Annotated in this window: 12 protein-coding genes; 7 read left to right on the top strand and 5 right to left on the bottom strand. The window is 71.4% G+C overall.

What is annotated here, in order from left to right:
* Positions 1-319: 319 nt before the first annotated feature.
* A complete protein-coding gene (locus tag CLV71_RS29075) occupies positions 320-1,009 on the bottom strand; it encodes an HAD family hydrolase (protein ID WP_243866764.1) in 690 nt (229 codons plus the stop codon).
* 103 nt (positions 1,010-1,112) lie between these two features.
* Between CLV71_RS29075 and CLV71_RS29070 the strand changes: the two genes are divergently transcribed.
* Positions 1,113-2,147 carry an ABC transporter permease gene (locus CLV71_RS29070; RefSeq protein ID WP_133906036.1) on the top strand — a complete coding sequence of 345 codons (1,035 nt, stop codon included), beginning with the start codon at positions 1,113-1,115 and terminating at the stop codon, positions 2,145-2,147.
* Here the strand turns inward: CLV71_RS29070 and CLV71_RS29065 are convergent.
* Both CLV71_RS29065 and CLV71_RS29060 read right to left on the bottom strand, forming a co-directional pair.
* Complete coding sequence (locus tag CLV71_RS29065) at positions 2,131-2,538, bottom strand: secondary thiamine-phosphate synthase enzyme YjbQ (RefSeq protein WP_133906035.1); 408 nt, start codon at positions 2,536-2,538, stop codon at positions 2,131-2,133. The two genes, CLV71_RS29070 and CLV71_RS29065, sit on opposite strands and share 17 nt — an antisense overlap.
* A 31-nt stretch (positions 2,539-2,569) precedes the next feature.
* Positions 2,570-2,953 (bottom strand): RidA family protein, encoded by a 384-nt coding sequence (locus tag CLV71_RS29060; RefSeq protein WP_133906034.1) that lies wholly within the window; start codon positions 2,951-2,953, stop codon positions 2,570-2,572.
* A 453-nt stretch (positions 2,954-3,406) separates the two neighbouring features.
* On the opposite strand from CLV71_RS29060, the gene CLV71_RS29055 reads away from it, so the two are divergent.
* Both CLV71_RS29055 and CLV71_RS29050 read left to right on the top strand, forming a co-directional pair.
* On the top strand, positions 3,407-4,429 hold the full coding sequence (locus CLV71_RS29055; protein WP_133906033.1) for an aminotransferase class V-fold PLP-dependent enzyme: 1,023 nt from the start codon (positions 3,407-3,409) through the stop codon (positions 4,427-4,429).
* A gap of 64 nt (positions 4,430-4,493) precedes the next feature.
* Positions 4,494-5,231 (top strand): hypothetical protein, encoded by a 738-nt coding sequence (locus tag CLV71_RS29050; RefSeq protein ID WP_133906032.1) that lies wholly within the window; start codon positions 4,494-4,496, stop codon positions 5,229-5,231.
* Between the two features lie 18 nt (positions 5,232-5,249).
* On the opposite strand, the gene CLV71_RS29045 is transcribed toward CLV71_RS29050, so the two are convergent.
* Positions 5,250-5,720, bottom strand: coding sequence for a ferritin-like domain-containing protein (locus tag CLV71_RS29045; RefSeq protein ID WP_133906031.1), 471 nt, complete (start codon positions 5,718-5,720; stop codon positions 5,250-5,252).
* Positions 5,717-6,172: a hypothetical protein gene (locus CLV71_RS29040; protein ID WP_133906030.1), complete on the bottom strand. Its 456-nt coding sequence runs from the start codon at positions 6,170-6,172 to the stop codon at positions 5,717-5,719. The genes CLV71_RS29045 and CLV71_RS29040 overlap by 4 nt, the downstream gene beginning before the upstream one ends.
* Before the next feature lie 136 nt (positions 6,173-6,308).
* Between CLV71_RS29040 and rimP the strand changes: the two genes are divergently transcribed.
* From rimP to infB, 4 genes are all read left to right on the top strand, one after another.
* Complete coding sequence (rimP, locus tag CLV71_RS29035) at positions 6,309-6,827, top strand: ribosome maturation factor RimP (RefSeq protein ID WP_243866763.1); 519 nt, start codon at positions 6,309-6,311, stop codon at positions 6,825-6,827.
* Complete coding sequence (nusA, locus tag CLV71_RS29030) at positions 6,824-7,861, top strand: transcription termination factor NusA (protein WP_133906028.1); 1,038 nt, start codon at positions 6,824-6,826, stop codon at positions 7,859-7,861. The genes rimP and nusA overlap by 4 nt, the downstream gene beginning before the upstream one ends.
* 22 nt (positions 7,862-7,883) lie before the next feature.
* Complete coding sequence (locus tag CLV71_RS29025) at positions 7,884-8,249, top strand: YlxR family protein (RefSeq protein ID WP_243866762.1); 366 nt, start codon at positions 7,884-7,886, stop codon at positions 8,247-8,249.
* A 90-nt stretch (positions 8,250-8,339) separates the two neighbouring features.
* The gene (gene infB / locus CLV71_RS29020; protein WP_133906026.1) at positions 8,340-11,348 is read left to right on the top strand and encodes a translation initiation factor IF-2; all 3,009 of its coding nucleotides are present in this window, start codon (positions 8,340-8,342) and stop codon (positions 11,346-11,348) included.
* The last annotated feature ends 3 nt before the right edge of the window (positions 11,349-11,351 follow it).

The raw sequence follows: 11,351 nt of genomic DNA, 5'->3' as shown, positions 1-11,351 counted from the left end.
GTCCCTGGGCTCGCTTCGCTCGCGCAGGGGCTTCCGTGCTCGTCAGTCCAGACGCCGGCGGCCCGCTCACGGTGACATTGGCTCGCTCCGCTCGCGGTGAGCGGGCCTTCTCCCGGCGTCTTCCCTCCTGCGCGCGGAAGTCCCTGGGCTCGTTCCTCGCGCAGGGGCTTCCGTGCTCGTCAGTCCAGACGCCGGCGGCCCGCTCACGGTGTTGGTTTGGCTCGCTCCGCTCGCTGGTGAGCCGGTGGCCCGCTCACGCGTTGCGTGGTTGCGCGGTCTCTTCGCTTTCGGAGCGGGGTTTCCTCGATGAACCGCCCTCCTATCCCGCCTGGGGTAGGAGGGCTTTCGCGACCGCCGGGGTGTCGGACAGGTCCCGCAGTGTCACGTGGGCGCCCGACTCCTCCAGTTCCGCCGCCGTGAAGCGGCCCGTCGCGACACCGACCGTCGTCGTGCCGTGGTGCAGGCCCGCTGCCACGTCGTGCGGGGTGTCGCCGATCACGACCACCGTCTCGAAGTCGCCGTGTTTCGTCGACGCCTGGGTGATGGCCGCCGCCACCAGGTCGTGGCGGTGCTCCGACAGGGAGCCGTAGCCGCCGATCTCGAAGTCGATGTGGTGGTGCAGGTCGAAGGCCTCGAGCTTGTAGTTGGCCAGCTCCGGCAGGTTGCCCGTCACGAGGGACTGGACCACGTTCGCGCGCGTGGACAGCTCGGTCAGGATCTCCGAGGCACCCACGAGTGCGCGGCCGAGTGAGGGCAGCGTCGCGCGGTCCTGTTCGGCCAGCGCGGTGAGCGCGGCGAAGAACAGCTCCACGCGCTCCTCGGAGTGTTCGATGCCGTGTGCTGTCAGGAACTCACGAGCCAGCGACCGTTCGGTGCGGCCGGGGAACGACGGCAGGTGCCGCAGCGGCACCCCGCCGACGGCGTGGAGCGCGTCGGTGTACCAGCGCCTGCCGAGGCCGGAGTAGTCGACGAGCGTCAGGTCGATGTCCCACAGCACGAGCGTCCTCACCCGGCCATCGTGGCACGCGCAGGAATTCAACACGGGTTGACCCAGTGGGCGGGACGGGCGTACCGTCGTCGCTAAATTCGACAGACGATGAATTGGGGCACAGATGCGTAACCCGAGCAGGGTCGCGGTGGGGCTCGGCCTCGCGGGGGCGGTGGTCGCCACCGTGCTCGGCTTCCTCACCTTCGGCGTGCAGGCCACGGTCGCGCCGGACCACCTACCGCTGGCGGTCGCGACGGCCGACAACCCGGTGCTGCGCCAGGCGGCGGACCAGATCGCGAGCCACGGCGGCGACGCCGTCGACTGGCAGGTCACCGACCCGGCGCACGCCCGCGACCTCCTCGACGACAAGAAGGTCTACGGCATCCTCGAACTGGGCCAGGGCCCGTCGGTCAGGATCGTCACCTCCGGCGCGGTCAACCCGCAGGGCACCCAGGTCGCCCAGCAGGTGCTGACGGGTGCGGCGCAGGGTCTGCTCGGCGCACTCGCCCAGCAACAGCCCGGTGCGCGGCTCGCGCCACCCGAGGTCGTGACCGTCCACCCGGCCAGCACGGCGGGTCGCACCGCGCCCCTGGCGGCCAGCGCGCTCATCTGGATCGGCGGCATGGTCGGCGCCATGGCGTTCGGCCTGCTCGTGACCCGCCGCGGCCTGCGGGCGACCCCCGTCGCCCGGCTCACACTGGTCGCGTCGATCAGCGTGTTCACCACCGGCGTGATCGTCGGGTTCATGAAGCTGTGGGACTCGTCGCTGGACGTCGGCTGGAACGTCGTCGGCTTCCTGTTCCTCACGGCCGTCGCGTTCGCGGCCGTCCAGGGCGCGTTGCTGCGCCTGCTCCATCTGAGGGCCGCGTCGATCCTGGGCCCGATGTACCTGCTGGCGCCCGCGGTCGCGGGCACGGTGCCGGAGATGCTGAACCCGGCCTACCGGGCGGTCCTGTGGTCGTGGACGCCGTTCCGCTTCTCCACCGAGGGGCTGCGCAGCCTGCTGCTCGGCGTGCCGGACGCGCCGGACGTGCGTAACGGCACGGTCGTCCTGGTGGCCATGGCGGTCGTCGGGCTCGTCGTGCTGCTGTGGCCGAACCGGCGGCGGCCGGCGGAGACGCCCGTGGAGACGCGTGAGCTGGTCAGCTCAGGAAGCTGAGCCGGACGGTCCGCGTCGGGTTGTCGACGTTCGTGTCGACGAGACAGACCGACTGCCACGTGCCGAGCGCGAGCCGACCACCGACGACGGGCACGGTGGTCGACGGCGGGACCAGTGCGGGGAGCACGTGGTCCCGCCCGTGGCCGGGTGAGCCGTGCCGGTGGCGCCAGCGGTCGTCGCCGGGCAGCAGGTCGCGCAGTGCGGCGAGCAGGTCGTCGTCACTGCCCGCCCCGGTCTCGATGATCGCGAGACCCGCTGTGGCGTGCGGCACCCACACGTTCAACAGCCCGTCACCCGCGTCGACGGACGACAGGAACTTCTCGCACTCGCCCGTCAGGTCGCGCACGACCTGACGGGCGCCGGTCCGCACCTGGATCTCGGTGGTCTCCATGAGGCAATTAGCTCACAGGGCACCGACAGTCTCACGCCATGGCGACGGCCTCGATCTCCAGCAGCCAGTCCGCCGAGTAGATGTCCGTGATGATGATCGTCAACGCGGGCCGGTGACCGCCGAGGACCTCCGTGCGGACGTCGATGAACTCCTGTCGGTACCGGCGGTCGGCGAGGTAGCAGGTCACCTTGGCGAGGTCGGTGACACCCATGTCGGCCTCGGCGAGCACGGCGAGGACGTTGCGCCAGGTGAGCCGGCACTGCTCGGTGAAGGTCGGCGGCACCTTGCCCTCCGCGTCCGCCCACGGCACCTGGCCGCTCACGAAGACCGTGCGGGTGGCCCCGGTCACCAGCGTGCCGTGCGTGTAGGTGTCGTTGCCCGCCGGGAGGCTCGGCGGGTCGAGCTGGGTGATCATGCCCGCATTGTGGCGTGCCGAGGACCTGCCCGCGTCCGAATTACCTGGGTGGGTTCGAGGGCATGCGCACGGCCCTCGGCGAGCGGTCAGAGGTCTTGACCGTCGAATCCGACCGGGGCGAATTGATGTCGTTCGCGCGCTCGGACAGAGAGATCGACCCGCCGGCCGGGCCACGGTATCGCCTGCTCAGAGCTGTATCACCCAGTTCAACGCCGTCCGGTCGCGTGTCTGGCTTGCATCCGGCACAGAAACTGCTTCTACACCTTTGTCGGTCGAGCCGAACGCAGATCAATCCAACTATGGAGAGGTCTGCGCGGTGGAAGGTCTTGCGTTGGGCATCCTGGGGGCCGCCGTCTGTGGGCTCGTTTGCCTGGGGTTCGTGCTGATCGACCAAGCACCGCACCACCCACGACTGGTAGCCCACCGAATGCACTCCCAACTAGGTTCGAGGGCATGCGCACGGCCTTCGGTGAGCGGTTCGACGTCCCCATCGGCTATCTCAACACGGCGAGCATCGGCATCCCTGCGGCCGGGGTGGCCGACGCGGTGGCAGGGGCCGTCGCGCAGTGGCGGGTGGGCGAGTCGCGGCCGCCGCAGTACGACGAGGACGTCGCCACCGCGAGGGCCGGTTGGGCGCGGCTCGTCGGCGTCGAGCCGGACCGGGTCGCGAGTGGTGCGAGCGTCTCGCAGCTCGTCGGGCTGATCGCGGCGAGTGTGCCGGACGGGACCCGTGTGCTGACCGTCGACAACGAGTTCACCAGCGTGACCTTCCCCTTCGCCGCGCAGGACAAGCGGGGTGTCACGGTGACCGAGGTCTCGGCCGACCGGATCCTCGACGCCGCCGAGGACCACGACCTCGTCGCCGTCAGCGTGGTCCAGTCCGCCGACGGGGCCATCGCCGACCTCGCCGCGCTCCGCCGGTGCGGCAGGCCGGTGCTGTTCGACGTGACCCAGGCCGCTGGTTGGCTGCCCATGGCCCTCGACTGGGCGGACTACGTCGTCGGCGGCAGCTACAAGTGGCTGTTCGCGCCGCGTGGCGCGGCCTGGCTCGCGGTGCGCGAGGACGCCCCGGTACCCGTCCCGCACGTCGCCAACTGGTACGGCGGCGAGGAACGCTGGGACAGCGTCTACGGCCTCCCACTGCGCCTCGCGCCCGGCATCCGGGGGCTCGACCTCTCACCCGTCTGGTTCGCACAGGTCGGCGCGGCGGTGTCCACCCCCTGGCTCGCGAACCTGGACCTGGCGGCCGTCCGCGACCACTGCGCGGGCCTGGCCGACACGGTGCGTGCCGAGATGGGACTACCCGCGACCGGCTCCGCGATCGTCTCCCTCGACCTCACTCCCGACCAGGCCGCGCGGCTCGCCTCCTCGGGCGTGGTCAGCAGCCTCCGCGCGGGCCGGACCAGGCTTTCCTTCCACCTCTACAACACCGGAGACGACGTCGACCGCGTGCTCGGCGCGCTGGCTACCAGATGATCGCGACGGCACAAGCGGGACCTCACCCTGGTCCATCGAGGTAAGTGCGGTTACGGTGCCTCCCGTGTCGGCTCCCTACCGCCCAGGCCAACAGTGGCCCAACAGCGGCCCTCAGCGGCCGGAACGGCCGCCGCCCATCCAGTTCCGCCAGGAGGCGCCAACCCCGCCGCCGAACAGGACGCTCCAGTGGGCGATGCGTGCCGCCGGCCTGGTCGTCGTCGCGGTCGTGTCCGGCCTCGTCTGGTACGCCGTCACCAACGGCGACTCGTCGACACCGCCGGACACCGGCGGGGAGAGCTCGGCCGAGGAACCCGGCGGCGTCTACCAGTTCACCGCGTACAAGGGCATGCCGGAGCCGGACCGGGTCACCGACTGCGCGGCACACGCCTACGGCAAGCCCATCCAGAACCTCCTCCAGTCGACTCCCTGTGACCACCTGACCAGGCAGTTGTTCGTCACCAAGGTCGACGACCGGACCATCTACACCTCGGTGTCCGTGGTCGTCATGCGCACGCAGGAGGACGCGCTGGCCCTGGTCGAGCTGACCGACCAGAACGAGACCGGCAACGTCAGCGACGTCGTGCGTGACGGTGTGGTCAAGATCGAGGGCATCGACCGGCTGAGCACCCGCGACGGTTACGCCTCGAAGCAGTCCGGGCGCGAGGTGATCATCGTCGAGTCCGACTTCGCGGAGAAGGACAAGACCGACGACAAGGCCGCGGACGAGAACATCCTCGACCCGGTGTCCACCGACGCCATCCGCCTCGCCGCGAGGGTCGACGGCGACTCCGGCACCGGCTGAAGCTCGGGGCGGGCAGCGTCAGCCCGGCGCGCCGGGCAGCGGGGGAGCGCTCGGCGTCTGGCCGCCTGCCACGCGCCAGCGGGTCGCCCGGACCGCCGCGTCACGCAGCCCGTCCAGCGCCGCCGTCCGCAACGCCCTGTCGTCCGTGCGCTCCAGGACCGCGCGCCACGCGACGGTCGCGTCGGACTCCGCCAGCACGATCACCGCGATCGCCGACGCCTGGTCGGTCACCGGCTGCGGCGTCACGTACGCGGGCTCGGCCGAGCGCGGGCTCTGGCCCGCGCCGGACAGCAGCAGCTCGGTCGCGTCCCTGCGGGCGCGGTGGGCGTTCCTGCACTCCTGCACCGAGGCGTCGTAGCTGCCCGGCAGGAACGCGCTCACCAGCCCGTACACCCAGAGCGCTGCGTGCTCGGCGCCCAGCGCGTCCTGGGTGGCGGTGACGGCGTCCTCCGGCAGCGAGGTGGGCCCGGCGGGCTGTGCGGACGTCATGAGAGCACCACCCGCAGGCTCGCGCAGCACGCCGCGACCGAACCGAGCATGCCCGCGCGGTAGCGCGGCGCGGACGGCACGAGGTCCGCGGCCGCCTTCTCCGCCGACGTGAGCGCGTCGACGAGCGCCGCGGCCCCGTCGGCGGGTGCCTCCGGTGCTTTCGGCGGCTTGGCGGGTGCGGACGAGGACACCGGCGGCCTGGCCCGGTCCACCTCGGCCTGGAGCACCCGCGCGTGCTCCTTCCTCGCGTTGGCGACCTCGGTCGCCGCGGCGGCGATGTCCGGCTGCGCCGCCGCGACCGCCGTCGCCAGCGCGGCGTCGGACCGCGCCTTCGCGGCGAGGGCGGCGAGGGGGTCCGGGGGCGGCGGCTTCTCCGGTTCCGGGGTGCACGCCACCACCGGTACCAGGGCTGCCAGTGCGCCAAGGCGCAGAGCCGCACGGCGGGAGACCATCACAGGCGGTCATACTGCCAGGCCGGGCAGCCACCCGGTCGGACGCACCATGCCTGCTCGGACCCAGGCCGTCCCGGCGGACGAGATACGCTTGGCAACCACCCAAGGTGAACGTCGACAACAGCAAGGAGCGCAGGTGCCCGGTCAGCGAGAACGCACAGGCGGAGGGAGCGAGCGGCTCGAACCGGTCGTCGCGGCCGCCGTCGCACGCGCCGGGTACGAGCTGGAGCAGGTGCACGTGCAGCAGGCGGGCCGCACCCAGCTCGTCAAGGTCGTCGTCGACGGCGACGACGGGATCGGCCTCGACGAGGTGGCCGACGTGTCCAGGCTCGTCTCCGAGGCGCTGGACAGTCACGACGAGTTCCTGGCAGGCGCCTACACGCTGGAGGTCACCTCACCGGGGCTCGACCGCCCGCTGACGAGGCCGAGGCACTGGCGCCGCGCGCGGCTGCGCAAGGTGTCGGTCCGCACGCCGGAGGACAAGTTCCTCGCGCGGGTCGGCGACGCTGACGAGGAAGGCGTCGAGCTGCTCGTGGACGGGCAGCTGCGACGCATGGGTTACGCCGAGATCGACCACGCGGTCATCGAGGTGGAGTTCAAGGAACCATCCGCGGCCGAGATCGCCAAGCTGGCACATGAGGAGGGATCGGGGTGAATGTCGACATCGCGGCGCTGCGTGCGATCGAGCGTGACAAGGACATCCCCTTCGACACGGTGATCGAGGCGATCGAGACGGCGCTGCTCACCGCGTACAAGCACACGGACGGCCACCAGCCGCACGCACGCATCGACATCGACCGGCGCACCGGCCTGGTGCGCGTGCTCGCGTCCGAGGTCGGGGAGGACGGCGAGCCGGGCGACGAGTGGGACGACACGCCGGAGGGCTTCGGGCGCATCGCCGCGACCACCGCGCGCCAGGTCATCCTGCAGCGCCTGCGCGACGCCGAGAACGAGAAGACCTTCGGCGAGTTCTCCGCCAAGGAGGGCGAGATCGTCGCGGGCGTCGTGCAGCGTGACGCGCGGGCCAACGCGCGCAACATGGTCGTCGTCCAGGTCGGCGACACCGAGGGCGTGCTGCCCCAGGTCGAGCAGGTGCCCGGCGAGCGCTACGAGCACGGCACGCGCATCAAGTGCTACGTGCTCGGGGTGAGCCGGGGAACAAGGGGACCCCAGATCACGTTGTCCCGCACGCACCCCAACCTCGTCCGGCGCCTGTTCGCGCTCGAGGTGCCCGAGATCGCCGACGGCACCGTCGAGATCCCGGCCGTGGCACGCGAGGCGGGCCACCGGTCCAAGATCGCGGTCCGGTCCACCGTCTCCGGGGTCAACGCCAAGGGCGCCTGCATCGGCCCGATGGGGGCGCGGGTGCGCAACGTGATGAGCGAGCTGCTCGGCGAGAAGATCGACATCATCGACTTCTCGGACGACGCGGCCACGTTCGTCGGCAACGCGCTGTCGCCCGCGAAGGTCATCGCCGTGCGGGTCGTCGACGAGCGGGCGAAGACGGCCCGGGTCGTCGTGCCCGACTTCCAGCTGTCGCTGGCGATCGGCAAGGAGGGCCAGAACGCCCGCCTCGCCGCGCGTCTGACGGGCTGGCGGATCGACATCAGGAGCGACGCCGCACCGGCCGACCCGCCCGCCGATTCGGGAGTGGGGCAGGTCGCACCGGCGTCGGGTTCGGCTGACTGAGGCGGACGGGATAGACTCATCAGTGGTTCAACGTCATGGACCGGCGTCCCAGCACGCTTCAGCACCGGCCGAAGGCCCGGTGCGTACGTGTGTCGGGTGCCGGAACAGGGCGTCGGCCGGTGAGTTGCTCCGGGTCGTGATACGGGGTGGGGAACTCGCTCTCGATCTGCGAAGATCACTTCCAGGTCGTGGAGCGTGGGTCCATCCTGATCTCGGTTGTCTGGGCAAGGCCGAGCGCAGGCGGGCGTTCGCCAAATCGTTACACGCGCCCGGTGAGCTCGACACCGCTCGCTTCCGGACCCAGCTGGAGGCGCAGGTTCACCGCACGACCGGAACGGGAATTTCCCGGGCCGGGCAAGAAGAACGGAAGCAGGTCGACCCGTCATGAGTCAGCCGTGAAGCTGAAGCCATGAACGCCAGACGATAGGACGAGGTCGCGCGGGCCAGTGCCGCCGGCCTCACTCGGACGAGGAGAGCAGTGGCAGGCAAGGCCCGAGTGCACGAGCTCGCTAAGGAGCTCGGTGTAACCAGCAAGGACGTACTCGCGAAGCTCAAGGAGCTCGGCGAGTTCGTGAAGTCGGCGAGCTCCACAGTGGAGGCGCCGGTCGCCCGCAGGTTGCGGGACTCATACCCCAAGGCGGGCGGTTCGGGAAAGTCCGACGCCCGCAGGACTTCCACACCCACCCCAGCGCAGCCGAAGCCCGCGGCGCGGCCCAGTAGTAACCCGGAGGTCACCCAACCGGTGGCACAGAGCGTCGTCCCGAAGCCGGCCGCGAAGCCGGGTCCGGCACAGCAGAAGCCGGCCGCGCCCGCCGCGGCCCAGGTGGAGACCGAGGCACCGCGCCCGGCGCCCAAGCCGGCTCCCAAGCCCGCGCCGAAGCAGATGCCGCAGCCGCCGCACCAGCAGCAGCCGGCAGCGGCGGCCGCGCAGCAGCAGCAGCCTCAGAAGCAGCAGCCGCAGAACACCCAGCCCAACTCGAACCAGGGCGGCGGCCAGGTCGTGCCGCCGAAGCAGCAGGGGCCCAAGCCCGGCCCGCGCGCGCCCCGAGTCGGCAACAACCCGTTCGGCGTCGGCGCGGGTGCGCCGCCCAGCCGTCCGGCCCCCGGTCCCCGGCCCGCTGGCCAGGGTGCGCCCGGTGGCGAGCGTGCCGCGCGGCCTGGTGAGAACCGGCCCGCTCCCGGCCCGCGTGGCGGTGGCGGCGGCAACGCGCCCGCAGGTCCCCGGCCCAACCCCGGCTCGATGCCGCCCCGGCCCAACCCCGGCATGATGCCGCCCCGCCCGGCCCGTCCGGCGGGTGGCGGTCGCGGTGGCCCCGGTGGCGGTCCCGGCGGCGGCGCGCGTGGTGGCCCGGGCGGCGGCGCGCGTGGCGGTCCCGGCGGCGGAGCCCGTGGCGGTCCCGGTGGCGGTGGCGGCGGCTTCCGTGGCGGTCCCGGTGGGGGCGGCGGCGGTGGCGGCGGTGGCGGTTTCCGTCCCGGTGGGGGCGGCGGCGCACCCGCGGGTGGTGGCGGCGGCTTCCGCGGTGGCGGCGGCGGTCGTCCCGGCTCCGGTGGCGGTCGCGGCGGTGCCGCGGGTGCCTTCGGCCGCCCAGGCGGTCCCTCCCGGCGTGGTCGCAAGTCGAAGCGGCAGAAGCGCCAGGAGTACATGGAGAACATGCAGGCGCCCAGCGTCGGCGGTGTTCGCCTGCCCAAGGGCAACGGCGAGAGCATCCGTCTCCCGCGCGGCGCCTCGCTGACCGACTTCGCCGAGAAGATCAACGCCAACCCGGCCTCGCTGGTGCAGGTGCTGTTCCACCTCGGTGAGATGGTCACCGCGACGCAGTCGGTCTCCGACGACGTCCTCGAGCTGCTCGGCACCGAGATGAACTACAAGGTGCAGGTCGTCTCCCCCGAGGAGGAGGACCGCGAGCTGCTCGACTCCTTCGACATCTCCTACGGTGAGAACGCCGGTGGCGAGGAGGAGCTGCAGGCGCGGCCGCCGGTCGTGACCGTCATGGGTCACGTCGACCACGGTAAGACCCGCCTGTTGGACACCATCCGCAAGACGACGGTGCACGAGGGCGAGGCCGGTGGCATCACCCAGCACATCGGCGCCTACCAGGTCGCGGTCGAGGTCGACGGCAACGAGCGGCTGATCACCTTCATCGACACCCCGGGCCACGAGGCGTTCACCGCCATGCGTGCCCGTGGCGCGAACTCCACGGACATCGCGGTGATCGTGGTCGCCGCCGACGACGGCGTCATGCCGCAGACGGTGGAGGCCATCAACCACGCGCAGGCCGCGGGCCTGCCGATCGTGGTGGCGGTCAACAAGATCGACAAGGAAGGCGCGAACCCGCAGAAGGTGCGCCAGCAGCTCACCGAGTACGGGCTGGTGGCCGAGGAGTACGGCGGCGACACGATGTTCGTCGACATCTCCGCGCGTCAGAACATCAACATCGGCGGGCTGCTCGAGGCGGTCGTGCTCACCGCGGACGCGGCGCTCGACCTGCGGGCCAACCCGGAGATGGAGGCGCAGGGCGTCGCCATCGAGGCGCACCTGGACCGCGGTCGCGGCCCGGTCGCCACGGTGCTGGTCCAGCGCGGCACGCTGCGCGTCGGTGACTCGATCGTGGCGGGCGACGCCTACGGTCGCGTGCGCCGCATGGTCGACGAGTTCAACGAGGACATCACCGAGGCGACCCCGTCGCGCCCGGTCCAGGTCATCGGCTTCACGTCGGTGCCAGGCGCGGGTGACACCTTCCTGGTGGTCGACGAGGACCGCACGGCACGGCAGATCGCCGAGCGCCGCGCGGCCCGCATGCGCAACGCGGCCAACGCCTCGCGCCGCAAGCGGATCAGCCTCGAGGACCTGGACTCCGCGCTCAAGGAGACCAGCCAGCTCAACCTGATCATCAAGGGCGACAACTCGGGTACCGTCGAGGCACTCGAGGACGCGCTCACGAAGATCGACGTCGGCGAAGAGGTCGAGCTGCGGGTCATCGACCGCGGCGTCGGTGGCATCACCAAGGCCAACGTGGACCTGGCGATCGCGTCCGACGCGATCATCCTCGGGTTCAACGTCCGCGCCGAGGGCAAGGTCACCGAGCAGGCCAACCGCGAGGGCATCGACGTCCGCTACTACTCGGTCATCTACCAGGCGATTGACGAGATCGAGCAGGCCCTCAAGGGCATGCTCAAACCGGTCTACGAAGAGGTCGAGCTCGGTCGCGCCGAGATTCGCGACGTGTTCAAGTCCTCGAAGGTCGGCACGATCGCGGGTTGCATGGTGCTGTCCGGCGAGATCCGGCGCAACGCCAAGGCCCGTCTCATCCGCGACGGCGTCGTCATCCAGGAGAGCCTGCCGGTCAGCTCGTTGCGGCGGTTCAAGGACGACGCGGTCGAGGTCCGGGAGGGCTTCGAGTGCGGTCTGACGCTCGGCTCGTACGGTGACCTCAAGATCGAGGACATCATCGAGACCTACGAGCTGCGCGAGAAGCCGCGCGACTGAGTG

The sequence above is a fragment of the Actinophytocola oryzae genome (assembly GCF_004364325.1).
In the GTDB taxonomy this organism is placed as follows: Bacteria; Actinomycetota; Actinomycetes; order Mycobacteriales; family Pseudonocardiaceae; genus Actinophytocola; species Actinophytocola oryzae.
Note: the sequence above shows the minus strand (reverse complement) of the source record. Positions and strands in the feature narration are given on the sequence as shown.